The 26091-nt window shown below is 35.1% G+C and carries 23 protein-coding genes; 9 read left to right on the top strand and 14 right to left on the bottom strand.

What is annotated here, in order from left to right:
- The first annotated feature begins 1 nt into the window (after nt 1).
- Nucleotides 2-619, top strand: coding sequence for a 1-acyl-sn-glycerol-3-phosphate acyltransferase (locus QP953_RS05710; RefSeq protein ID WP_052593750.1), 618 nt, complete (start codon nt 2-4; stop codon nt 617-619).
- Between the two features lie 7 nt (nt 620-626).
- On the top strand, nt 627-1598 hold the full coding sequence (locus QP953_RS05705) for an SdiA-regulated domain-containing protein (RefSeq protein WP_052593748.1): 972 nt from the start codon (nt 627-629) through the stop codon (nt 1596-1598).
- Nucleotides 1599-1670: 72 nt separating this feature from the next.
- Here QP953_RS05705 and QP953_RS05700 read toward each other — a convergent pair whose 3' ends face one another.
- The 4 genes from QP953_RS05700 to QP953_RS05685 all read right to left on the bottom strand — a co-directional run bounded on the left by QP953_RS05700 (nt 1671) and on the right by QP953_RS05685 (nt 5168).
- Entirely contained in the window at nt 1671-2273 is a 603-nt protein-coding gene (locus QP953_RS05700; protein ID WP_309554252.1) for a short chain dehydrogenase, read from the bottom strand.
- A gap of 86 nt (nt 2274-2359) precedes the next feature.
- Entirely contained in the window at nt 2360-2632 is a 273-nt protein-coding gene (locus QP953_RS05695; protein ID WP_052593746.1) for a CBU_0592 family membrane protein, read from the bottom strand.
- Nucleotides 2633-2682: 50 nt separating this feature from the next.
- Nucleotides 2683-2985, bottom strand: a complete 303-nt coding sequence (locus QP953_RS05690; protein WP_052593745.1) for a helix-turn-helix transcriptional regulator — start codon at nt 2983-2985, stop codon at nt 2683-2685.
- Nucleotides 2986-3095: 110 nt separating this feature from the next.
- Entirely contained in the window at nt 3096-5168 is a 2073-nt protein-coding gene (locus QP953_RS05685; RefSeq protein WP_309554251.1) for a DUF1697 domain-containing protein, read from the bottom strand.
- Nucleotides 5169-5383: 215 nt separating this feature from the next.
- Between QP953_RS05685 and QP953_RS05680 the strand changes: the two genes are divergently transcribed.
- Complete coding sequence (locus QP953_RS05680) at nt 5384-6802, top strand: T9SS type A sorting domain-containing protein (RefSeq protein ID WP_309554249.1); 1419 nt, start codon at nt 5384-5386, stop codon at nt 6800-6802.
- Between the two features lie 462 nt (nt 6803-7264).
- Nucleotides 7265-8317, top strand: a complete 1053-nt coding sequence (locus tag QP953_RS05675; protein WP_309554248.1) for an Ig-like domain-containing protein — start codon at nt 7265-7267, stop codon at nt 8315-8317.
- 120 nt (nt 8318-8437) lie between these two features.
- Here the strand turns inward: QP953_RS05675 and QP953_RS05670 are convergent, their stop codons facing one another.
- The 6 genes from QP953_RS05670 to QP953_RS05645 form a co-directional block, all read right to left on the bottom strand.
- On the bottom strand, nt 8438-9613 hold the full coding sequence (locus tag QP953_RS05670; protein ID WP_309554246.1) for an ABC transporter permease: 1176 nt from the start codon (nt 9611-9613) through the stop codon (nt 8438-8440).
- A gap of 5 nt (nt 9614-9618) precedes the next feature.
- Nucleotides 9619-10389, bottom strand: coding sequence for an ABC transporter ATP-binding protein (locus QP953_RS05665; RefSeq protein ID WP_052593734.1), 771 nt, complete (start codon nt 10387-10389; stop codon nt 9619-9621).
- Nucleotides 10390-10544: 155 nt separating this feature from the next.
- Entirely contained in the window at nt 10545-11111 is a 567-nt protein-coding gene (locus QP953_RS05660) for an NUDIX hydrolase (RefSeq protein WP_309554245.1), read from the bottom strand.
- A 199-nt stretch (nt 11112-11310) separates the two neighbouring features.
- Nucleotides 11311-11994 carry an NAD-dependent deacylase gene (locus tag QP953_RS05655; protein WP_052593730.1) on the bottom strand — a complete coding sequence of 228 codons (684 nt, stop codon included), beginning with the start codon at nt 11992-11994 and terminating at the stop codon, nt 11311-11313.
- Nucleotides 11995-12059: 65 nt separating this feature from the next.
- Nucleotides 12060-12602, bottom strand: coding sequence for an HD domain-containing protein (locus QP953_RS05650; protein ID WP_309554243.1), 543 nt, complete (start codon nt 12600-12602; stop codon nt 12060-12062).
- A 35-nt stretch (nt 12603-12637) separates the two neighbouring features.
- Nucleotides 12638-14185, bottom strand: a complete 1548-nt coding sequence (locus tag QP953_RS05645) for a leucine-rich repeat domain-containing protein (protein ID WP_052593726.1) — start codon at nt 14183-14185, stop codon at nt 12638-12640.
- A 745-nt stretch (nt 14186-14930) separates the two neighbouring features.
- Between QP953_RS05645 and QP953_RS05640 the strand changes: the two genes are divergently transcribed.
- Nucleotides 14931-16472 (top strand): acyl-CoA carboxylase subunit beta, encoded by a 1542-nt coding sequence (locus QP953_RS05640; RefSeq protein ID WP_052593724.1) that lies wholly within the window; start codon nt 14931-14933, stop codon nt 16470-16472.
- An 84-nt stretch (nt 16473-16556) separates the two neighbouring features.
- Complete coding sequence (locus tag QP953_RS05635) at nt 16557-17444, top strand: hypothetical protein (protein WP_309554242.1); 888 nt, start codon at nt 16557-16559, stop codon at nt 17442-17444.
- Between the two features lie 1054 nt (nt 17445-18498).
- Here QP953_RS05635 and QP953_RS05630 read toward each other — a convergent pair.
- From QP953_RS05630 to QP953_RS05620, 3 genes are all read right to left on the bottom strand, one after another.
- Nucleotides 18499-18909, bottom strand: a complete 411-nt coding sequence (locus QP953_RS05630) for a hypothetical protein (protein ID WP_309554241.1) — start codon at nt 18907-18909, stop codon at nt 18499-18501.
- Nucleotides 18910-19161: 252 nt separating this feature from the next.
- Complete coding sequence (trxB, locus tag QP953_RS05625) at nt 19162-20103, bottom strand: thioredoxin-disulfide reductase (RefSeq protein ID WP_309554240.1); 942 nt, start codon at nt 20101-20103, stop codon at nt 19162-19164.
- Between the two features lie 414 nt (nt 20104-20517).
- Nucleotides 20518-20916, bottom strand: a complete 399-nt coding sequence (locus tag QP953_RS05620) for a (deoxy)nucleoside triphosphate pyrophosphohydrolase (RefSeq protein ID WP_052593717.1) — start codon at nt 20914-20916, stop codon at nt 20518-20520.
- A 352-nt stretch (nt 20917-21268) separates the two neighbouring features.
- Here QP953_RS05620 and QP953_RS05615 point away from each other — a divergent pair, with 352 nt between their 5' ends.
- Nucleotides 21269-22456 (top strand): CapA family protein, encoded by a 1188-nt coding sequence (locus tag QP953_RS05615; RefSeq protein ID WP_063833010.1) that lies wholly within the window; start codon nt 21269-21271, stop codon nt 22454-22456.
- A gap of 8 nt (nt 22457-22464) precedes the next feature.
- Here the strand turns inward: QP953_RS05615 and QP953_RS05610 are convergent, their stop codons facing one another.
- The gene (locus QP953_RS05610; RefSeq protein ID WP_063833012.1) at nt 22465-23238 is read right to left on the bottom strand and encodes a biotin--[acetyl-CoA-carboxylase] ligase; all 774 of its coding nucleotides are present in this window, start codon (nt 23236-23238) and stop codon (nt 22465-22467) included.
- A 202-nt stretch (nt 23239-23440) separates the two neighbouring features.
- Here QP953_RS05610 and rsfS point away from each other — a divergent pair, with 202 nt between their 5' ends.
- Together rsfS and ftsH are read left to right on the top strand one after the other, a co-directional pair.
- Nucleotides 23441-23830: a ribosome silencing factor gene (rsfS, locus tag QP953_RS05605; protein ID WP_052593713.1), complete on the top strand. Its 390-nt coding sequence runs from the start codon at nt 23441-23443 to the stop codon at nt 23828-23830.
- A gap of 143 nt (nt 23831-23973) precedes the next feature.
- Nucleotides 23974-25983 (top strand): ATP-dependent zinc metalloprotease FtsH, encoded by a 2010-nt coding sequence (gene ftsH / locus QP953_RS05600; RefSeq protein WP_052593711.1) that lies wholly within the window; start codon nt 23974-23976, stop codon nt 25981-25983.
- Nucleotides 25984-26091 lie beyond the last annotated feature (108 nt).

Raw genomic sequence — 26091 nt, 5'->3', positions numbered from 1 at the left:
AATGAAATTATTAAGTAAAGCTTATTTAAAATTAACAGGTTGGAAAGTTGAACCGAACCCTCCTAAAGAATTGCACGAAAAATGTGTTATGATTTGTGCTCCACATACTTCTAACTGGGATTTTCCTATTACATTAGCTATTATGAGTATGCTAAATGTAAAAGCTCGATATGCTATCAAAAAAGAACTCATGGGCTTTCCCTTTGGTCCTTTGTTGCGATCTCTTGGTGGGATTGCCATTAACAGAAAACCCAAAAAGGATGGCGAAAAGAGAGAAAGTACCGTACAAGCTATTGCCAACCTATTTTCTAAAGAAGATAAACTTTGCTTAATGATTGCAGCAGAAGGTACACGTTCCTTGCAAACAGAATGGAAAACGGGTTTTTATTATATTGCTCTACAAGCTAATGTTCCTATTTGTTTGGGGTATTTGGATTATAAAACAAAAACGGGTGGTTTTGGAAAAGTAGTTTATCCAACAGGTGACTTACATGCTGACATGGCTGTAATCATGGATTTCTTTAAGGATAAAACGGCTAAAAAACCTGCCAACTTTAGTGTGGATCATCGTTTTTTGAAGCCTACCAAATCTTCTGAAACAGCTTCTGGTCAAAAATAAAGCAGTCATGTTATATTTGTATGCTAAATCTTTCATTCTAAAATTTCTTTTTCTGATTGTGTTGTTGGGTTGTAGAAACCCAAACAGCTCTAATACCTCTAATAAGAAGCTTTCATCCTCCGATTCTATACTTACTATGCCGTATGACTCGAAATTTGCGTATAATTTAGAAGCCCCTAATGACAAATTTAAACTCTCCAAAGAACTGAAAGAAATTTCGGGTTTGACTTGTTACAAAGACAAATGGTTGGCAGCGGTTCAAGATGAAAAAGGGGCAATCTATCTTATTGATATGCAGACAGGAGATACAGAGGACATTATTGAATTTGCCGCAGATGGAGACTATGAAGGAATCGCTTGCGTTAAAGAGACGTTTTATACGCTTCGAGCAGATGGTGTACTATTTCAAATTAAACATTGGAAAGGAAAACAAAAGCGAGTGCGAACAAAAGTTATTGATACCAACTTAGGAGAAGTAAACGATACGGAAGGACTTGCCTTTGACCCTGTCAAGAATAGGTTATTAATTGCTTGCAAGGCATCGGCTGCTATTGGGGATAAAGTCACGGATGTACGGGCTATCTATACCTATGATTTAAAGAAAAATAAGTTTGAACTCGACCCTACGTTCTTATTATCCCGAAAAGCATTTAAAAAGTATATCAAAGAAAATTTAGAAGAGTATCCTTCTTATAAAGTTTATTTGAAAGAAATCAAAAAGGCTAAAAAAAGTATGTTGTTAGAGCCTTCTGCCATTGCAATCCATCCTGTTACGAACGAATTTTATTTATTATCAGCTGTTAGCAATAGTTTGGTCGTACTAGATCGAAGTTTTAATATCAAACATTTAAAGCGATTGGATGCCAAACGATTTGAGCAACCCGAAGGCATTACCTTTAACTCTAGAGGTGACTTATTCATCGCTTCTGAGGGACTAAAAAACAAGGCACGTGTCTACAAATTTGACTATTTACCTTAATATAAGTGGTTTTGAAACACATAGCTACCTTGATTAGCTAGTCAATGCCTAAGATTTCCTTCAATCTAATTCTTAATGGTAAACACGGATGATTTCTCCATTTCCTCTACCTTTTACGCTTCGAACATAGGCATTAATTACCTTGGTCGTAGAAATCGGATGGTGTCCTGGAAAGTACTCTTTATATTTGTCATAAGCAGCCTCTACAACACCTAGCGAAACAACATTAACACGAATTGCTTCTTTCAAATCAAGTACCGCAGCTTTTACAAAACTATGAAGTGCCCCATTTACCATAGCCGCACTAGCCGTTTGAGCTACTGGATCGTCTGCCAAAATCCCAGTCGAAAGAGTAATAGACCCCTGTTTGTTTAAATAAGATTTTCCTAGGCGAACCAAATTCACTTGCCCCATCAATTTACTCCTTAAGCCAATGTAATAATCAGATTCTGATAAAGAATCAAAATCAGCCCATTTTGCTTCTCCTGCAACACAAATAATAGCATCTACTTTTCCTATGTTTTCAAACATGGCTCTTATAGAATTACTATCTTCAATATCAACTTGTATAGAACCACTTGTTCTTCCTGCAATAATAACCTCATCTTGGGTAGCAAAATGTGCTGCTAAAGACTGCCCAACTGTTCCATTTCCTCCAATGATAAGAATTTTCATCTTCTATTATTTTAACTTATTAAAAAACTACTTACGCATAATTTGGGGGCGCTTTGCGGATCAATGTATAGTACTTAGATGGAACATCAGACCTTCTGATATTGTTTTTTCATTTTTATCTCTGTTGCTCTTGCTTTCATAATTGTTCCAACCGCAATAACACTCCAAATTAAATTGGTTACTAAAGATGGAATGGCGCCATTGTAATAACAATTTGTAGCAATCAAAATACCTCCAATTAGATTAAATATCGTATTAAGTTTAACATATTTGTTGCCTTCTGTTAAAGTTGTTCCGTAAGCGATAAGAATAAAGGCTGATCCCAACCAGCCAATAACTTCGATCATAAATGTGCTCATAATATTACATTGTTATATTGATATATATAGATATAATTATCTAAATTTTTTTATAAAATATAAGCTGCATACGCTTTTAGTGTTGCTTCATTTCGCTTAAAATAAGACCATTTTCCATGCCTTGTTAAGGTCAATAAGCCACACTTTTTCATATTAGCCAAATAAGTTGAAATTGTAGACTGTGATAAACCTGCTTTTTTTTGAATATAGGTCAAACAAACTCCATCATCAAAATGTTGGACAACTTCGTGTGGTGGAAAATTTTTCTCAGGCTCTCTCAACCATTCTAAAATTTCCAATCGTGTAGGGTTTGCTAATAATCTACTAATTTCTATTACTGTTTCTTTATCCATACTGCAAACATATCGACAAATACCGATATAACAAAGTATTTTGAAAGAAAAAATTACTTTAAGTACAAACTAGTTGTTAATCCTTTTGAAAAATAGCCACTAGAAAGATCTTAAAAATCTTTTAATTTTAATACTGTTCGCCAATTGCGCGTAGTTGCATCTACTTTTAATTTTTTTTCAAAAATATTATTGGTCAACTTTGTACGACCATACCCATTTGGAAAATACAAATAAACCTTATCTTCAAGCACCTCAAACTCATCCGTTCCATAATCTTTTTCTTGCAGTGCCACGACCAAATCGTCTGCTGGCTTAGCCCCTAAAAAGGTAACGTGTAGTAACTTTATATCAATGCTTGGATCTTTCTTCAAAAAAGGATTTTGATCTGCCACCTGTTTCAAATAAGCCTGTGTCATGATCATCACCGGTACCTCGTAGCCAAAAGTCGTTTGAATGGCTTCTTTCAAATTCGTTTCCAAAACACTTTTATCTTCTTCGTTGCTTTCAAAGATAATATTCCCACTTTGAATATAGGTTTGAACGTCATGCCAGCCCATTTTTTCACACATATTACGCAAGTCCAACATTTTTATTTTTTTTTGCCCACTGACATTAATTCCCCTTAGTAGTGCTATGTATTTCATGTTTTTTTGATTTTTATCATTAGGTGATTGCTTAATGTTATCTTTATATTCAAATGTATCTTGAAAAGAAACACCTAATGCTTTGCTCTTTACCCACATTAAAAGAAAATGATACTCCTCTACTCGGTTACTATTAAAGGCAAGTCTTTTAACTTCCTCAAAGAATGCAACATAAGCTTCTTGTAACTTCTTCTTAGAATTTAATTCCAAAATCTTTTTCTGAATAAAATGAATGAAGGCTATATCCGTTTGTATATCTATTGTTTTTGTTTCTTTTTCTTTTTGTATAAATCTAAGATGGGATCGAGTAAGATACTCTAGTAACTCTAGGTTTCCTAAATCTATATGAATAAGCAATATACGCAACCGAGCTAAACGGTGTGTATCTGCCCGAATAAAAGTATTTCCTTGAGCGAGGAATTGATTTGAATAATCCAAAGCTGCTTCATAATCTTCCAGCACAAAATAAATGTGAATTATATTGGTCAACAAAACTAGCTGATAAGCTTTACTCAACTGTTCAGAAGAAGCATGGAACCACTCTACCATCTCTTTTAGGAATCGGCTAATATCCCCATTTTCTTCTTTTTTCTCACCATAATACCTTGCTCCACATATAAAATACAAGGTTTTGGTGTGCAGAGCAACAGGAACTTTAGTAGTTTTTATATTTCGAAGCTTGTCTAATGCCTCTAAAAATAGAGGCATATTACCTAACTCATGGGTTACAATACAGTATGAATTTAGACTTAGTGCATAACTAAGTAAATTATTCTGAAGGAAAACAGGATTTTCCTCAAATAAATCTAATTCCCTTCGTACCAAAGCTACCAATTCCTCAACAGTACTAGAAGTCCATAAACAAAGTGTTCTAGCTTTATGAAAATCTCTTTTAGCAGGCAAAGTTAATGCCGTTTTCTCATCCTGCAATAAAGGATGTTTTTTTAAATCTTTCCTGAAATGATTAAACGCATTTCGCGTTACTTGATACCGCAACTTGTCTGTGAGATGCGTGTATTGCATCAAGTTATCTACTAATTTTAACAAATAACGCTCCTCTTCCAAAGATTTTTCTATAGCTTCATAAGGCAAGTTTTTATCTATTTTCACATGTACTTCTCGTTTCCACCTTGATAATCTTAACAAATCTAAGTATTTGTTATGCGCTTGCATAAAAGCTTCCGCTTTGTCAATTTCTTGGCGACATTGTAAAAGTAATCCCTTTTCGAATAACAATTCGATATTCTCAAAAAATAAAAACACTTGACTATCCACCGATTTTCCTGCTCTAAAAGCTCTCAAACTTTTAAGTATAAGTTGATACAAATGGTATTTAGTAACATGTAGTTGCTTCAAAAATTTGGCTCCTTTAAAATGAAGATGCACTTTCTTTTCATCGTATTTATCCTGCTTATTTAAAAAATCAAATAAATATATGTAATTATTCACACTTTTACCTGACTGATTTTTAGCAAATAACTTAAAATACCTTTTTTCACTAGGTGTTAAAGAGTGTATTAATTCTGATAGTTTATCCATAACCTAACTTTATGAAATTGCCTGACCTTTTAAGCATTTAAAGATACAACTTAGGCTTTTACATTTCTGTTTTTTTTTGTTTTTAATCCACCAAATTCCCCTATACCTTTACATCACCAGTCGATAAGACTTGAAGCAATAAGTTTCGATTGGTTGTACAGTACCTTTAAAATGTAATAAACTTATTTCTATTAATTCTGTAAACGTTCCATTTTATGAAAGATATATTACTTTTAAATTTAGTTACCTGTCTACTTCTATTCAATACGCCGCTCCTAAAAGGGCAGAATTCACTACTACAAGCGCCAGCAACCGCAAGTTTAACCTCTTATATTGATGGTTTGGAGCTTGTCTCGAATGGTACCGATGTTGTGTTGGTTGCCACCTCCTCTAACGATACGGCTTTGTATGCCATTGATATTGCAGATAACAATAGTTTGGATGCGATCAATAACACCCTCACTGCTATTCCTGATTTCACGAATGTATTGAGTGGCGTGACAGGACTCAATGCCTCGGATATCGTTGTCGCAAATATAGAAGTTAACCCTATTTCCAAATCCATTTATGTTTTAGTTCGCAATCAAGCAGCTACACAATCCCAAATTGTTCTTATAAAGAATAATGGAGCAAATGTTTCTGTTTTAAATACCAATAACTTAATATATTCCAAAATTAAGTTATCTAGTTCAAGATTTAATTATCAAGACATGACTTACGGAGATGATACGCTGTATGTTACTTCTGGAGGATGGAGTTTAGATGGAGAATTGGTCAGTATTAGCACACCTTTTGTCAATGGCACACTAGCAACTGAACGAGCTACTTCCATGTTTAAGACAAATCAGGGCAGTGTTTATTTAACAGACGCTCCCTTAGAAAAATTAGACTTTGGGGTCGTTAACGGTGTCAAGCGTTTGATGGGAGTAACGCTTTGCGCCCCTGGTTTTTCCATAAAAACGTCCGATGTTCCAGGCACTGGAGTTTTAGCTGTTAAGGAAGTGTTCAATGTTCGTTATGATCCTCCTATAAAAGTAATTCACCAACAACAAAATGGTACAAGTTATTTATTCAACTTACATGATGATTTCAACTTTGGGGCTCTCTTTATGCGTATTGGAGAACACTATATTGATGGAACACCAGAAACAACCAACACTTTCAATAACAATACGGTTCATTTAAGAAACTTCCCCGCCACAGGTGTTTCGGCAGGGTTAACAGATGCAGATTTTAAAATCTATAATAACCATTCTTTTGAAATGATTGCTTTTTTTGACCATTACAACATGGTGGTGCTAGAATCAGATACACTAAAATTGTTTGCAACAGGAATTAATCTTACTAATACTCAAGTAACAGATTCAAAAGAGATGAACATAACCTGTTCTCCTAATCCAGCCCAAGATTTTTTACAACTTCATTTAAAATCAGAAAATTTAGGTTTTGCTAGTTCATACAACCGCCCTGTGGTCAAGATTTATACCGTTAATGGTCAAGAAATCTTTCAGAAGGAACTATCTAGTGAACATTCTACTATTAACATAAAAACCATTCCTCCTGGTAAATATATAGTAATTATAAAACAAGATGAAAAAGTTCTTTTTCATGAAAAATTACTAATCACGGATTAAGACTTTTTTCAAATCCTCTTTATTTCTTCAAACTTTATACTAAAAATCAAGTAGTTCTTTTATTCAGTTAGTACCCCTTTAAATTATGATTACATCACCAGTAGTTATAGAAACCAAGGGAGTAGCTTTATTTAGTTCATTGAATTCTAAATCCTAAACCTATGTTTTGCTAGTTGGTAGTTTAATTGAATAATGAAAACTTTACCTAATCCATGTTTTACAATAGAGGGAATGTAAACACCTGTATAGACTTTATTAACTAATGTGGGGACAGTTAGATAATAAGAGGTGTTGCGTCACTTGATTTTAATTATTTTCATCACACTAGCGATGGATTTAAGCATTTTTTCTTGGAGGATGGTTTTCTAATTGGTGGCTAGAAACCATTCTCCATTTTTTATTCATATCTTAAGATTATACAAAATGCGTTGGATTTTTTGCTATAAACTACTCTTCCTTTTTATGCTTTTAGGTACTAATGCAAAAGGAAATGATTCTATTCTTATTGACTTGTCAACTCCCTTAAGACCACTAATAAGTGTTCCAATTGAAGCTACTGATCAAGGCGAATTAAGTATTTCTACAGCACAAAAAATACTCACAATTCATTTAATCAACCAAGGTCATCCTCTTTCTACACCACTTTTTGGTACATATACGATCCGTGGCAACCGCTTGGTATTTGAACCTATTTATGCTTTACAAATGGAGAGTTCGTTTAAAGTGATATATCATCACACTAATGGTACCAGTTCAAAAGTTTTTTCTACTCCTAGAAGAAAGCAAATTGGTCAATTCTGCCATGTACTCCAAATTTATCCTCAAAGCTATGAAATTCCCCAAAACACTTGTTTTTTCCATGTTCAATTTGACCAACCTATGCAAAACTTCAAACCTAACGAAGTTATAAAAATGCTAGATCAGAAGGGAAATCGCATAGATCAACTATGGCGTGTTCAAGCCTATTGGCTGAACAACAAAACTAGCTTAGTTTTAATGGTGCATCCTGGTCGTTTAAAACGAGGTATTGATTGGGAAATTCCCTTTAAAGAGGGAGAAGAATATACCCTATTAATAGATACAAACTTAAAAAGTAGCTATAATTGTCCGCTCAAAAATCGTATCAAAAAAACCTTTAAAATTACTCCACCCGATCGCCAGTCGCCTAGTATTTTATTTGACAAGCTAACGCCTCCTACAATAGCAAGCAAGGCACCACTATCTTTATTATTTTCTGAAAAAATGGACTATGGTTCTATAATTGATGGTGTCAAGGTGATTAATACGCAAACTCAAAAAGTTGTACATGGTAATTTCAGAGTTGTCTCTGACCAAAATTTTAAATTCATCCCAAATAAAGCTTGGGAAAATGCTCCTTATAAAGTGGTTTTTGAAAAAATGGTCTGCGATTTAGCCAACAATCGTATCAATAGAGTATTTGAAGTTCTTACAATTGAAGAAAAGAAAAAAGATTGGATACCTGTAGAATGGTTATTTCGTCCCACTCCTAAATAGTAGCCAACCTAAACCTATCATATACTTTGTATTACGTTACTGCTTGGCAAAAGAGCATTGACTCAACCTTTAATATAATCTAGCTATTACACAGAGAGATTTTTCATACTTTAGATACTTCTATTTCAACACATTTTTCTCTTGCGAAAACTGCTGATAACTTACAAACACAGCCAAGGTTGCAAAAGCAATCAACGAAAGAACAATAATAGCAAATAATCCTAAATCCATTGTTCCTCCAATAATTTCTTTGGTAGCCAATGCAACATTTAGGATAGGAATAAATGCCATTTGCCAATTTAATTCCACGCCAGGCATCATTGCCACCATAGCAGGTACAATAACAACAAAAGTCATTGGTGTTACATAACTTTGAGCTTCCTTGAAAGAGCTTGTTCGTACAACCATAGCAGACAAAACACCCGCAAAAAAGAAACTCAAAGGCAATAACATGGCAAAAAGCATGAATATAAATTTTAGGTTCAACATATCCCCTATTGATGTCATCAATCCTGCGGGAATTCCTGTTCCTAAATTTAAAGCAGCCACCATTCCCCCTATAGTCATCACAGCAGCAACAACACCAACCAGAGCAATGGTAATTGTTTTTCCGATTAAAATACTAAACCGTGAAGCAGGAACAGTTAATAATGTTTCGATTGTTCCACGTTCTTTTTCTCCTGTAATCAAATCCAGTGCGGGGTACATACATCCCATAAAACAGAATAGAATGAAAATATAAGGAATCAATCCTCCAATAGTTTCCCCAACCTGTTCTTTGACCGAGGCTACATTGACTGTTTCTATTTTTATAGGTTGCAAGACAGCAGCAGAAATATTTAAACGCTCCATTCTTTCATCCAAGACAACGGCTTTGTACGCATTCAGTTTCTCCTCAATTCTACGCTGCACCATTATATTGGTTGATTTGTAATAAAACTCTACAACTCCTGTTTCGAGACTATCTATTTGTTCTTTAAAACTAGGATCAAAAACGAGGACAGCATCAAACACTTCACTGGCTACCGAATCTTTTGCATGCTCCAAATCAGCGCTAATTAATAGATTGATTGATTCATCCTCAAATTGCTGCGCAACAGCTTCAGGGGCATTCATCAAAACCACCTTTAGTTCCTTAGCCTTTTCTTTCTTAATTAGATCTTTTTGTAGTGAGGATACCCCCATCAACAACAAAGGTATGGCTAAAGCAGGGAGAATAATAGCAGAAAATAATGTTTTCTTATCTCGTAAGGTATCTTTTAATTCTTTCTTTATAACGGTTATAATTGTATGCATAGGAACTATTGAGCTTGATTTTGTTGAACTAATTGAATAAATGTCTCTGTAAGCGACTGGTTGGCGGAAAGTTGGCGATAAGCTTCCATGGTATTACTATAAATTAATTGCCCCTTATTGATAATTGCCAAATCATCGCAAAGCAAGTCTACCTCACTCATAATATGCGATGAAAAAATTACCGTTTTTCCTTCCTTCTTACAATTTCGAATCAACTCAATAATATTATTAGCCGTGATAACATCCAAACCCGAAGTAGGTTCATCAAAAATAACAACATCAGGATTGTGAATCATACTTCTTGCAATAGAAACTTTTTGCTTCATACCAGTAGACAATTGCCCAATCCGTTTTTTCAAAAAATCATTAATCCCTAACTGCTCGAATAGCTCCTCTTTTCGAGTTTTAAAGTCTGATTTAGACATTCCATATAAATCGGCAAAATATCGAACAATCTCTTCGGGTGTCAAACGGTCGTACAAATTAGTAGAACCTGTCAAAAAACCAATCTTTCGGCGCACGGCTTCCGATTCATGCACCACACTATGACCACTAACTAGAACATCTCCTTTGGAAGGCTTCAAAATTGTCGCAATCATTCTCAAAGTAGTCGTTTTACCTGCCCCATTCGGTCCCAACAAAGAGAATACACGTCCAGGTTGACACACAAAACTGATGTCATTAACGGCATATATCGAATTGGTTTTTGCTTGCAGTTCTTGTTGCTGCTTCTTGGTCAATTTATATTGTTTACTAAGCTGTTCAACTTGTATCATTTGGATTATTTTTCGTGATAATTGATTGTCCGTCTATTCTTTTTTTAACCTCTACCTCTCTCAAAAAGTTCAGGTTGCTATATTAGCATCAAGATACTTATACAAACGCCCCTTTTTGTTCGACAAAAAGAGGCATTTCTATGGTGCAAAAGGTTTTACAACACCCCCTGCTCCATTAACAGTTTGGTTTTAAACAGTGCCAACAACGTCAAGCTATCTGTAATTTCTCCACGCATACACATTTCCAATGCTGTTTCAAACGGTATTTTTTTTAACTTCAATTCTTCGGTGTCTTCTGGCTGAGCAATTCCTTTGGTCAAGTTTTTAGCAACAAAAACATACCCTACTTCATCCGTTACAGAATTTGAAAGATGCATTTCCATGATTTCAGTCCACTCTTTTGCTTCCAATCCTGTTTCCTCTTTTAACTCTCGTTGTGCAGCTTCTAATTTGGTTTCTTTGCCAATCAGGCAGCCCCCTTCGGGAATTTCCCAACTATAACGCCCTAGAGCATAGCGATACTGCCCTACCAACCAAGTATTGCGATCTTCATCTAAAGGAACAATTCCAATCGCAATATTCTTAAAATGTACCAAACCATAAATCCCCTCATTTCCAGCAGGATTAAGTACTTGATGCTCGGTTACTTTGATCCAAGGGTTTTCGTAAATCTCTGTACGTTCCAGCGTTGTCCAAGGATTTTTTGTCTCATTTTCTTTCATAAGAATGTTTAAACAGTCCAATAAGTCTATATTAGTCTCTCTAATATTATCTCATAGTTAGCTATATGGCTAACTAGTTCTACAAACATAAGAAAATAAAATCCAGAGATGGCGAAGTTCTTTTCATTTTTAAGCCAATCATTAGATAAAGTCAAACAACTACAAAACAGCATATACATTGATTGCTTTTTAACTTACCTTACTGCATCAATTCATTCACCAAATTTCGTACTCCAGTAGATGCTTTATCTGCAATGACTCTTAAATTAGGCACATTGACAGCAGCAGGATTGGGATCAATAAAATACTTTGGCACCTCATCGTCTACAAAATTCACCAAACCAGCAGCGGGATAAACTTGCATGGATGTGCCAACAATGATAAAAATATCTGCAATCCCACAAATTTGAGTAGCTACCTCGATTAAAGGTACAGCTTCACCAAACCATACAATGTGTGGTCTTAATTGCCCTCCTTTATCGCATTTATCGCCTAAGCGTACATCCTTTTCCCAATCATACACCAAGTTTTCGTCTAAAGTACTGCGTACTTTTTTGAGTTCTCCATGCAGATGCACCACTCTAGAAGAACCACCACGTTCGTGTAAATCATCAACATTTTGTGTAATAATACACACCTCATATTTTTGCTCTAACTCTGCCAAAGCCTTGTGCGCCTCATTCGGTTTCACAGTATGCAACTGCGCACGGCGTTGATTGTAAAAATTTAATACCAACTCTTGGTTTTTGTTCCATCCTTGTGGAGATGCCACTTCCATTACATCGTGTCCTTCCCACAAACCATCTGCATCTCTAAAGGTTTGGATACCACTTTCAGCACTAATTCCTGCTCCTGTCAGAACCACTATTTTTTTCTTTTTCATTGCTTTTTCGCTATATTTTACGTTGTAATAGTTACCTAAAATAGAACCGCTTATTCCAAAATCTCTTATTCAAAATATTGTTTATAGTCGTCAATTTTTTGTTTTAAACGAGCTTCAATATAAGGGTGTATGCCTCCCAGCTGCTCTAAAATCAACACTGCTTCTTTCTGGTAACGTTTCATTTTGGCAGCATCCCAATGCTTGGGAGGTTTTTGCAAATTATTGATTCGGTCTGCCATTTTAACGATTCGAACTTCTTTTCCTTGTGCTACAATTCGAGCCAAACTATCTGCCATTTGAACCTCTTTTGGTAATTTCTGATTTTTGGTTAAGGCCAAAACACCTGCCGCAATTTGAGAACCAAACTCTGCTACTAAATCTTCGTATTCTACTTCGGTATCTTCAATAGTATCATGCAATAACGCACACTGTATGGCAAAAGTTCCATCCCAATCGTCACTCGGATGTTGAACCAATGCATTGGCTACTTCCATGGCTACATTCGTGATGTGCACTACATAAGACATTTCAGAGGCAGGTACTTTTTGCTTTCGGTGTGCATGCCCTGCAAATAACAATGTTTGAAGATAAATATCTTGATTCCACATAAGATATGGTTTGTATTTATAATTGTTCAGAAAAGTTAGCGCACAGTTGATAAATATCGAGGCATATAAATAATGCTTGTTTTAGGCAACAAGCTTTGTATACTCTTATGCTCCGATGAATTTAAATGAATCTCATTCATCCAAAAATGGAGTACTTTTAAATGTTTTAATTTTCCAATAGATAAAGAAACTTGAGAAATTTTGTTGTCTATCAAACTAAGTGTTTCTAGATTATGCATGGATGAAAGCGTTTCAAACAAATCGTCTAAATCTAAAGCAGGGTTATTTCCCAATTCAAGCTCTTTTAAATTGGTTAGTTGGTTGATTTCTCTTGCCAATTCTTTTAATTCGTTGCTACTCAAAATTAGAGTCTCTAAGCTTTTAAGCTTGGAAATACTATAAAAAGCTTCCTTCCACTTCAAGCTTGGATTGGACCCCAAATGCAAGTATTTTAAATTTTTGATAGAAGTAATTTCTGACGGCAAATCCTGTATGTTATTATTAGAAATATCCAATTGCTGTAAACTCTCTACAGCAGCCAATTGTATAAAGGCTGAACGCCAGTTAATATCTGGATTCTGTTTTATATCAAGCACTTGTAGATTAGGCAAACGATCTATATTGAGGGGTAGATCAATCAGTTGGTTATTAATTAAATTTAATACCGCCAATTCTTTTAGCTGCTCAGGCTTAGCAAAAACAGATACCCAATTTAAGTTCGGATTTCCTTCCAAATCTAAACTTCGCAAGTTTTTTAATTTGGAGAATTTTTTAGGAAAATATAGCAAATCATTGTATGCTAACCCTAGGTTTTTCAGTTTTCTTAGTTGGTATATAGTTGTTGGTAGAGTTGTCAAATTATTCCCACCCAAATTCAACATTTCTAAGTTTTTCAGCTTTCCTAATTCATCTGGAAGCTCTGTCAAATGATTGTTCCAAAGATAAAGTCGCTGAAGGTTTTTCAATTGATTGATGGTAGAAGTTAAACGTCTTAGTTGATTGTTGGATAAATCTAGTTCTTCTAAGGTTGTTAAACTTCCAATCGTTGGAGGTAAATTAATCATTTGATTATTCCATAAAAACAACTTCTTTATAGCAAGCAATTTTTTGACATTGGGGGGCAAATCTTTGATCTTATTATTACCAATATCCAATGTTTCTAATTGAGGCAACTGTCCCAAGTAATTAAAAACTTGCTGCCACTCTAAATCTGGATTATCGACCAGAATAAGCGTCTTTAATGCTTGAAGTTTAACAACAGCAGCAGGGAGGTTCTTGATTTTATTTTCGCTAAGACTTAACTTCTCTAATTGAGGCAACTGTCCTAACAAACGAAACGTAAATTCCCAATTTAGATCTGGATTGCCCCCAAGTTGTAATTCTCTCAACTCTGTTAACTCAACAATTCTTTCAGGTAATTCCTCTAAGTTATCATGCTCCAAATATAATTTGAACACCTTTTTAGGTGTTTGCAGCGCTTCTTCTAGGTTGTAAAAAATCCTAGAACCTTGCTCTTTATTTTCATATTGAGCCCATATAGTAGTGCTAACAAAAAGCAGGCAAATGATACCTATAACTTTCATATTGCTATTAAATTTATTACTTCCTTTGTTTGCTCATTGTTCTTTTTCTGATTCAAAAAACCATTCTATTATGTAGTTCTAACAACCTAAAAAACCACAGTAACGATGTTTCTGAATTTAGGTTTTGAGCTTTATAAGAATGCATATTTTTGTCATAATCAAGATGCAACAGGAGTACAAAGAAGTAAGCTTAGAATGTGGTAGTAATAGACCTTACTATATCTTTGTTTGTGTTTGGGTAATAGCAAATGGTCATAAATTTGAAATTTAACAAGGGAAGACCATATTAAGGTAAGAAAAAAAGAGAAAAAAGGAAGTATTTATGACACGAAGTAAATAAAAACGTTTGAAATTTTGATTCGTAGTTTGCTCTAATACGACTCGTTCTATATGCTACCTAGAGCACTATTTCTTATTGATTCCCTTAGCATTGTGACCGATAACTTTTGTATTATTTTTACTTTCAACGAACTATTAATACCATAGAACTCCAAGAGGTTTAGAGATTCCCAAACGATTATAGAAGCCATTCTTCTAACTAACAGATAACATTACAATCACCCCAGCATGAGTCAAACGTTCAACATATTCTATTCAACTCATGTAGATTAGTATTTTATTTTGAGATAAATAATTATCTTGCGTTATATTTATTGCTAAATTGCTTTGGTTTTTTGCTATAAAAAATCAAACTTTGTTGGTGTAAAATCACAAAATATTTCGACACGTTATAATCATTCTAAACATGCAAGATAAGTTTGAGAAACTAGCTAATAAAGTAGCCGAAGCCAAATTAGGTGGTGGCGAAAAAAGAATAGAAAAACAACATGAAAAAGGGAAGTTGACCGCTAGAGAGCGTATTCACTTCTTGTTAGATGAAGGTTCTTTTGAAGAAATTGGTATGCTAGTTACCCATCGTTGTGTCGATTTTGGAATGGAAAAACAAAAATATTATGGCGATGGTGTAGTAACAGGATACGGGACTGTAAATGGTCGATTGATTTATGTATTTGCACAAGACTTTACTGTTTTTGGAGGATCATTGTCCGAAACCCATGCAGAAAAAATATGCAAATTAATGGACATGGCCTTGCGTAATGGAGCGCCAATAATTGGCTTGAATGACTCTGGCGGAGCTCGTATTCAAGAAGGTGTTCAGTCTCTTGGAGGCTATGCTGATATTTTTTATAGAAATACAAGAGCATCGGGTGTTATTCCTCAAATTTCAGCCATCATGGGACCTTGTGCTGGTGGTGCTGTTTATTCTCCTGCCATTACAGATTTTATTTATATGGTAGAGAACACCTCTTATATGTTTATTACAGGTCCTAATGTTGTTAAGACTGTAACAAATGAAGATGTTACTTCTGAAGAGTTAGGAGGAGCCATGACTCATGCTACAAAATCTGGAGTGACCCATTTTACAGCTGCCAATGATATTGACTGCATCAATCAATTAAAAAAATTGCTTTCTTATATTCCTCAAAACTGTGAAGAGGAAACGCCTCGCTTAGCCTACACGCCTAGTGATGAAACGCGTACAGCCCTAGATACGATTCTTCCTGATAGTGCCAACGTACCTTATGATATGCGTTCAGTCATTCACGAAATTGTAGATGGAGATTCCTTTTACGAGGTTAATAAAGACTATGCCGAAAATATTATTGTTGGTTTCGCTCGCTTAGGAGGTCGATCAATTGGAGTTGTTGCCAACAATCCAATGATTTTAGCAGGTTGTTTGGATGTAGATTGCTCTAGAAAAGGCGGACGTTTTGTCCGTTTCTGTGATAGCTTTAACATTCCTCTATTAGTTTTGGAAGATGTTCCTGGTTTCTTGCCTGGTACCGACCAAGAATGGAATGGCATTATTACGAATGGAGCCAAGTTATTGTATGCATTCTGTGAAGCGACTGTTCCAAGAATTACGGTTATCACAAGAAAAGCGTATGGGGGTGCTTATGACGTAATGAACTCTAAACACATTGGAGCAGACATGAATTATGCTTGGCCTTCTGCGGAAATTGCCGTGATGGGAGCCAAAGGAGCTAGTGAAATTATTTTCAGAAATGAGATTAAAAATGCTGCCGATCCTGAGGCTAAACTAGCAGAAAAAGAAGCTGAATATGCAGACAAATTTGCAGATCCTTATCGCGCTGCTTTCCGTGGCTTTGTGGATGAGGTAATCGAGCCCAACCAAACTAGACAAAAATTAATTCGAGCCTTCAAGATGTTAGAAAACAAAGTGGATCAATTGCCTCGTAAAAAACATGGTAATTTGCCTTTGTAAGCTATACATATTACCAAAAGGAGTGGCAAAAGCTACTCCTTTTGTTTTTTTGCGCAGTAACTTCAAGCTGTCATTTCTTATTCTATGATAAAAACCAATCCAACTACCATACGCAAAGGTATCCTCAATCATCTACAAAAATTACAAAAAGATATTGATGCCTTACCTGATTACAAAACAAAAGTAAAACAAGCTAAAGTACTTTGGCAAAATAAAAAAAAGACCAATGCTCAAAAAGCAGCTTTTAATCGAGTAGAAAAGGAGCTTCAAAAAATTGCTATTGGCACTAATAATTATTGCAATTACTGTGAAGCCAATATAGGAACTACTATTGAGCATATTTACCCTAGAGGCTTGTATCCTAACAAAACATTTGTGTGGGAAAACTACCTATGGACTTGCAAACAATGCAATGGCAAGCACAAAGTTTCACAATTTAAAATCTTCAAAACACCTGATTCTGCCAAAGTCATCAACTTAGTCAAAGACTACCAATTTATTCCCCCTCCTAATGAGGATGCCGTTTTTATTAATCCTAGAACAGAGAATCCCTTAGATTATTTACAATTGGACTTACACAGTGGTTTGTTCTATCCCAAAGCTACAAACAAACAAACCAGAGCTTACAAGCGCGCTGCTTATACTATTGAGACATTGCAACTTAACACTCGAGACGGATTAGTAAAAAACCGATTGCAGGCTTATCAAAATTACCAAACCTTGCTACAACAATATATAGATATTCAATCTTGTTCTTCTCTTGAGCAACTCTATCAACTATTTACTCCTTCCAAATATTTTCAAACCTTTTCGTTGGAGGCGCAAAAAAGTTATGCCAGTTTAAATTTGCAACAGCAACTTATCAATCAAGCACATCCTACCGTTTGGCGAGAAATGCAACGACAAGCAACAACCATTACAGTCCTTGATAACCTATTTCAGCAGGTGCCAGAAACTTTGGAATGGCTATAAAAAAACACTCAGGCAACTGAGAAGCCTGAGTGTCGAAAGAAATCTTGAAACAGCTGACAGATAGAGCTGTTTCTTGCTGCTTGAGGGAGGTAAAATCTCTTATTGGTTATGGATTTTCACAAAAAACCTCTCCTCAAATTAGTAGTTTGTCACTGGTATCGTTCTATTTCAAAAGATACCGTGCAATACTATGGATGATGAATACAAACTACTGATGTAACAATATATATAAATCGTCTGCTTAAACAGGTTAAAATTGGTTAAACAAACTACTGATGGCTTCATTGAGGGATGAGAAAATGAGCAAGTTATCCTAATCCTCCCCAAGATCAGCCCTTGCTCTCTCCCTGCATCCCTCCTCCTAAATGAACTATTGTGTATTGATATATGTCCTTAAACAAGGATATGAATTATTTTCTCGTAGGTATTGGGGACAAATAAACTACTCCTAAATATATACTATTTCACTATAGCCAAGGTAGTTTATTTGTCACCCAACGCACACCTCTAATTGATTAATTTTTGACGTATATGACCATTTATAGTCATATACATTTGCAGCGAGATTTTGGTTTATTCTTAACATAAAGATGTGGAGCTTACTTAAATAAAGTTGTGTTCAACACCTTAATGTTTCAATAATTCGGCTAAATTGTTTTTGATGTTATTTCTATAAAATTTCGTAGTTCTTGTTTTGTAATGGAATGGTGGTATAAAACAAAAATACTTTGTAATAGTATAAAACTCTAATGGCTAATAAGTAGATAGATAGTGACTTTGTTACAGTAAAAGAGGCTGTATGCTACGTGTGTGTGTAATTGTGTAATTTGTGTGCCAACAAAACTTCATCCCATTGAAGTTTTGAAGTAAAAAATGAAACTCCTTTATTAGTGTGTTTTTTTATTTATACGATAAATAGGTTCATATTTGTTTCATTTATTTTGTTTTTTTTTAAAAAAATAAAATGTTATAAAACTATAATATGTTTTTACAATTTCATACTATATTGTCTGACAAATAATTTATTACATATTAAACTACACACCCAACAACATTACATACATTCAAATTCTTCTTTAGTTAGAATAGGGTCAACACCAATGACACCTTCTCGATAACACGATAATGTATAATGCTTTTGAGTTAACCAATGCGCAAAAGAAGTTTCATCTACAGTAGTATTTCCATCAAACAAACAAAATACAATTCCTGTCTCTATGTCAATACTTACTTTCAAAATTTCTGGTTGCGCTCGAATATAATGTTCTATTTTTTTGTATGCAGCAGCAGAAGATGCATCATCAATTTGAAATTGAGCAAATTTATTTCCACCTGTATCCGATGCGATTGTAGAAAATGAACAAATAGTACTACATAAAGCAAAACAAAGCATCCATAGAATATTTTCTGCAATTTGGTTACGCACTTTAAAACACTCTAACAAACTAAATTTAAAGACTTTCATTGAAATTTAAACATTGGAGGATTATAATGATAAAGGTTATCATTGGGATTTTGATTAATTACGACACAATGATACGCAAAAAATAAATTGCTTGCTAATTTCCTCATCAGTTACTTCTACATAACCAACTGTAAAGCATAGTTTTAAAACCAACCTAACAAAAAAAAGACCTCCAAAAAATAATTTTGGAAGCCTCTCTATAGCTATTCTCTATAGCTTCTTTTTTTTTGTATAAAATCTATGCGAGTTGTATTATATCAATCCCTTTGCCGCTAAATAACGCTCTGCATCTAAAGCAGCCATACAACCTGTTCCTGCAGCAGTCACTGCTTGACGATAATCTTTATCTTGAGCATCACCACTTGCAAATACACCATCTATGTTGGTATGTGTACTACCTGCTTTGGTCAACAAATATCCAGTATTGTCCATTTCTAACCAACCTTCAAAAATTTTCGTATTCGGCACGTGCCCGATTGCTACAAAAAATCCCCATAAGCTAATTTCTTGCTTTTCGTTCGTTTTATTATTAACCACACGAACACCAGTTACACCTTCCTCATCGCCCAAAACTTCATCTACTTCTGTATTCCAATAGATTTGAATTTTATCGTTATTAAGAACACGCTCTTGCATAATTTTGGAAGCACGCAACTCATCTCTACGAACAAACATGTGTACCTTTGGGCATAACTTAGACAAATAACTTGCTTCTTCACAAGCACTATCTCCACCACCTACGATACAAACTTCTTTTCCTTTATAGAAAAAACCATCACAAACGGCACAAGCAGAAACCCCTTTATTCATATATTTTTTCTCAGACTCCAAGCCCAAGTACCTAGCAGAAGCCCCTGTCGCAATAATAACAGAATCTGCATGAATTTCTTCACCACCATCAGTCCAAAGTTTGTGTACGGGACCTGAGAAATCCACTTTTTCTATCATAACGCCAACATTCACCTCTGTATCAAAACGCATTGCTTGTTGCTTCAAATCCTCCATCATTTCTGGGCCCATGATGCCTTTGGGGTAACCAGGAAAATTTTCTACATCGTTGGTAATCATTAATTGTCCTCCAGGTTCACTTCCTGTAAACAAAACAGGTTTCATATTTGCTCTAGCTGCGTAAATTGCTGCTGTATATCCAGCAGGTCCTGACCCAATGATGACGCACGTCTCTTTTCTAGCCATTTTTTATTATTTGATTTTTGATTTTAGCAAAGGTAAAAATAAGTTGTCAAAAATTTGCAGCGATATTTGGGGTTCATTTTAGAATCAAATTAGGCAAATCGACAAATTATGTTTTAAATTTACTTATTATTTATTATTGCAATAATTGTTATTTCCTTTTCAACAATAGTTCGTTGAAACCACGCAGTAGCAGCGAAGCTTATCAACAAACTACTATTTTCAAATTACATAACTCTTCATAAAAAAGCTTTTTTATAAGAATAAAGAATAACAAACTTTCTTTGTGAAATGTTTCATAATACAATCTAACTCTACAAAGAGTAGACGTTTCAAATTTAGCAAATTATTGGAAGCTTATAGCATAATTAAATTAATAGTATGCTAACATTTTTTGCTAGACTGTGCTATTCCAATTTAGATACTTATTTGTGCTTTTAGTTGATCTACAATTCCATAATCGCCAATACACAAATCGTACTCGATAGGTTCTCGAATATCAATCCATGCCAACTGAAGATGTTCTAACAATGTAATTTCTCCTCCTACAATCGTGCATCGAAAAGGAATCAGCTCAATAATCATATTGGTTTCCTCTCTTTCTATAGATACCAACTGCTCTTTTACCATCACCTCTATGTCCAATTCTTCTTTTAACTCTCGTGCCATACATTCTGCTTCTGTCTCTCCAGGGTCAATTTTTCCGCCAGGAAATTCCCACTTCAAAGCATGACTAGTATCTTCTCCTCGTTGTACAATAAGGTATTTTCCAGATTTCTCTATAACGCCACAAGTGACTCTCATTCGGTTTTTCATTGTTTGGGTGTTTTATGTATAAAAAATTAGATTGCGCTACCAAATAGTCGTTCTGTTCTTTTTAGAATGCTCTGTAGAATTTTCTAGAAAGGAATGTCTTGCTAACTATAAACCAATCCTCAACAATACATACATTTCCATCATTGATAGTCAGCAGACTAATTACCTTAACACAACTACAATTATACTTTAAGATACAAATCAACTTTATGATAATAGATTATTCTAAACTAAAAATTGTAGTAAGATTATCAATAGACTATGCCGATCGTATAAAAATCATTATTTTTGTGCCTCCAAAACACTTGATAACACTTTGAGGTTTAGATTGATTATTATGAAAAAAACATACATGCTTCGTTTACTTGCTTTTGCTTTACTTATTGTTTATACAATTAGCTGTTCTTTGGGAAGTGAAATTGCAGAAACTCCAATCGATCAAGAACCTCAACCCCTTCAGTTAGAAAGTGTCGATACTGTTCTCATCCCAAAAGAAGACACTATTACGATTGCTGCGGTTGGTGATATTATGATGGGAACAGATTATCCCAACACTAGAACCCTCCCTCCCAAAGATGGCGCCACCTTATTTAAGGATGTTCAACAATATTTGGAACCTTTTGATCTAACATTTGGAAATTTAGAAGGAGTTATTGGGCGTGGCGGTGTTGCTAAATCTTGTAATCAACCACAATATTGTTATACCTTCCGAATGCCAGCCCACTATACCAACCATCTAAAAAAAGCAGGCTTTGATGTTGTTAGTATTGCCAATAATCATGCTAATGACTTTGGTGCAGGTGGGAGAAAAGCTAGTGCAGCAGTCTTAGACACATCTGGTCTTTTTTATGCAGGTTCCGAAAACAAACCGTACACTATTTTTGAAAAAGACAGCATCAAATATGGATTTTTGGCTACAGCACCTAACAGTGGGTGTTTTAGTATGAAAAAGTACAAAGAAGCGGCTGAAATTGTGCAGATGCTAGATAGTCTTTGTGACATTGTCATTGTTTCTTTTCATGCTGGGGCGGAAGGTGCTGGTGCCATACATACGCCTCGCAAAGATGAGATTTTCTTGGGTTACAATCGTGGTAATGTCTATAAATTTGCTCATGGTTGCATTGATGCAGGAGCAGATATTTTACTAGGACACGGTCCCCATGTAACTCGTGCAGTGGAAGTGTACAAAAATCGTTTTATAACTTACAGTATGGGTAATTTTTGTACCTACGAAAAATTTAGCTTAAAAGGTCCCAAGGGTGTTGGTCCAATTTTACATATACAAGTCAATAAAGAAGGAAAGTTTCTTGGTGGAAAAGTTATTCCAACCAAACAATTGGGAGAAGGGATTCCTGTATATGACGAGGCGCAACAAGCTTGGAAACAACTCATTGATTTGTCGTTAGAAGATTTTCCAGAATCACCAGTAGAATTTTCTTTAGAAGAAGGAAGTATTCTTCCGATTACATTAGAAGCAACTCCTACCGCTATCGATAGCATTGCCATAGATAATAGTAGTCAAAATAAATCCGAACATTAGTAGATTTATTACATAAAAACAACTTCTTTAAAAGAATACGCCACAATCTGCTGATTTGTTTGGATTTGTAGTCGACCTTCGGGAGATATGCCTACGATTTTTCCTTGAAAAGTAGCCTTTGTTTTAGCATCTTGATAAGTACGCCATTCTTGATAAGCGTACAATGTTTGCAAATAATCTTGATTTAAAAGATCGTGCTGTTCTGCTTTTAATTGCAAATAGCGTTGTTCTAAATATTCACAGAATAGACCTATCAGTTGATAAGTATCTTGACGAATGTTTGTTTCTAAGAACAAAGAAGTAGGATTGGGTAACTCTGGCGAAAAATACGTTTGATTGATATTTAACCCCACACCAATTATTGTACTTGCCAATACATGCCCTTTTAGTTTATTTTCTATTAATATCCCTCCTATTTTTTTGTCATTGATATAAATATCGTTGGGCCATTTGACAGACAATTCATCAAGAGGAACAATATAATTTTTGAGCAAATCATAGACGGCAAGCGCAACAACTTGGTTTAGCTTAAATTGGGATTGGATGGGCAAAAATTTTGGATACAAAATAACCGACAAGGTGATATTCTCACCTTTGGCACTTTCCCATTTACTGCCAATCTGTCCTCTTCCTGCATACTGGTTATCGGTATAAATGACAGTTCCTTCGATTGGAGTGCTTTTTGCCAGTAGAGTATTAGCAAAAATATTGGTAGAATCTACACTTGCAAGATAATTTGCAACTTTTCCAATGAAAAGGCTGTTAGAAGATACAGGTTTCATGCCTAAGACCAATTTTTTTTCGTTATTTTTACCCAATAAATTTTAGAATCTGTTTGTTCAGATTTTTTCAAAAATATAATTTTATTTCAAGTTACTATTAAAGTTTATAAAGAAACCAAAAAACTATTATTTATCATAACGCAACTGAAAAGTACTCTACTGACTATAAAACAGTGTACTGCGTAGTAAAACTCTTACTGTATTGAGCAACAAAAATATTGCCTTCCAACAAGATGCACAAGATACTCGTGCTTTGACAACTCTTATTATTGATGCTATTCAAGATAACAAAGGGAAAGAAATTGCTTTGTTTGATATGCGTGAATTAGAAGAAGCTAGTAGTGATTTTTTCATTCTTTGCAATGGAAATTCAAAAACACAAATTTTAGGTATCATCAAAAACATTGAGCGACGAGTTTATGAAGAATTTGGAATTCGACCTGATCACTCAGAAGGACAAGAAGCCAATTGGATGTTACTAGATTATTTTTCGGTAGTTATACATGTTTTTTCAAGTGAAAAAAGAGCTTTTTATAACTTAGATGACTTGTGGAGTGATGCTAAAGTAACTAAATACGATAATCAAGATTAAAATGACAGGGAAATATTTGTGCGAACATTAATTTTTTCTTAACTCAATGTTGCGCTTTTCTGACATTCTTAATGCAACTTTTTATTTTCTTTTTAGTTTAAAAGGATAAGACTAAACAGAAACAATTATAGATATCAATAAATATGGAACAAAAAAATTCACCTGGCAACAAACCAAAATTTAATGCTTATTGGTTTTATGCCATCATTGCGGTGATTCTAATTTCGCTTAACTTATTCAACCTTACAGGTTCTACTCCTGATATATCAATGACGGAATTGACAAAACTCATAAAAAAGGGGGATGTTGATAAGATTGTCATTGTAAGTACGGGAGAACAGAGTAAGTATGCAGACATTTACATCGACAAGGAAAAACTATCGAATGAAGCATACGAAAAAGTATCCAAATCTACGATTGGTACCGCCAATCCTGGTCCTCACTACAAACATACGGTTATCGTTGTTGAGACCTTTATGAAAGAAGTAAAAGAGGTACAAAAAGAATATTTGGCAGCTAATCCTAATGCGGAAGAAATAACCTTTGGTACCGAAACTAAAGGTACATTAGCTGGGATTATTATGTGGCTATTTCCTTTTATTTTGCTCATTGGAATTTGGGTCTTCTTCATGCGCCGCGTTGGTGGCGGTGGTGGTGGCGCTGGTGGTCAAATATTTAATATTGGTCGCTCTAAAGCCACTCTATTTGACAAAGATACAAAGGTAAATGTAACCTTTAAAGATGTTGCTGGTTTGGACGAAGCCAAAGAAGAGGTCATGGAAGTGGTTGACTTCTTGCGCAATCCTAAAAAATATACTGTCTTAGGGGGTAAAATTCCAAAAGGGGTTTTGTTAGTAGGCCCTCCAGGTACGGGTAAAACATTATTGGCAAAAGCAGTAGCAGGAGAAGCAGATGTTCCTTTCTTTAGTATTTCTGGTTCTGACTTCGTTGAAATGTTTGTGGGAGTAGGAGCATCAAGAGTTCGTGACTTGTTCCGCCAAGCTAGAGAAAAAGCACCTTGTATCATCTTTATTGATGAGATTGATGCTATTGGTCGTGCAAGAGGAAGAAATTCGATGCAAGGAAATGACGAGCGTGAAAATACTTTGAACCAATTGTTGGTAGAAATGGATGGTTTTAGCACCGATAAAGGGGTTATTCTTGTTGCTGCAACCAACCGCCCTGATATTTTAGATACAGCCTTGTTGCGTCCTGGTCGATTTGACCGCCAAATTGGAATTGGTAAACCAGACTTAGTTGGTCGGGAGCAAATTTTCAAAGTACATCTAAAACCTATCAAAATCAGTGATAATGTTGATGCCAAAACGTTGGCGATGCAAACACCTGGTTTTGCAGGGGCTGAGATTTCTAATATTTGTAATGAAGCTGCCTTAATCGCCGCTAGACACGATAAGTCAGAGGTAGATATGGAAGATTTCAACAAAGCTATTGATCGTGTTATTGGTGGTTTGGAAAAGAAAAACAAGCTAATCTCTCCAGAAGAAAAGAGAGTAATTGCCTATCATGAAGCTGGGCATGCTATTAGTGGCTGGTTCTTGGAGCACGCACATCCTTTGGTAAAAGTAACCATCGTTCCTCGTGGATTGACGGCATTGGGTTATGCTCAATACTTGCCAAAAGAAAAGCATATTGTCCCTCAACAACATCTACTAGATCAAATCTGTGGTCTATTGGCTGGACGTGCTGCGGAGGACATTATCTTTGGACAGGTATCTACTGGTGCACAAAATGACTTAGACCGTGTTACGCAACATGCCTATAACTTAGTCATGATTTATGGTATGAATAGCAAAGTAGGCAATGTTTCTTATTATGAAATGATGAAAAACAACCAATTTGCCAAACCCTATTCAGAAGCTACGGCTCAATTGATTGATCAAGAAATTCGCAAAATCATTGATGAGCAATATGCAAGAGCACTTCAATTGTTGAAAGAAAAGCGCAAAGAATTAGAATTATTGGCTAATGAATTGTTAAACAAAGAAGTCTTGTTAAGAGCTGATGTAGAACATCTGATTGGAAAACGAATTTATGATGATGTTCCAGATGAAAAAAACGGTGAAAAGGCTGCTGGAGAAAATAATGGTGTTGATACATTGTTAGACCCAGACGATCAGCCAGAAATTCACTAAAATAGATACAATATCAAACCTAAAAAGCTCGAACTAAAGCAGTTCGAGCTTTTTTTATGTTAAACTACTGCTTTAAATTTTAAAAATACTTATCTTGTGCAGTTATCT

It is taken from the genome of Aureispira sp. CCB-E (assembly GCF_031326345.1).
GTDB lineage: Bacteria > Bacteroidota > Bacteroidia > Chitinophagales > Saprospiraceae > Aureispira.
This window is presented reverse-complemented; position numbering and strand designations above follow the sequence as displayed.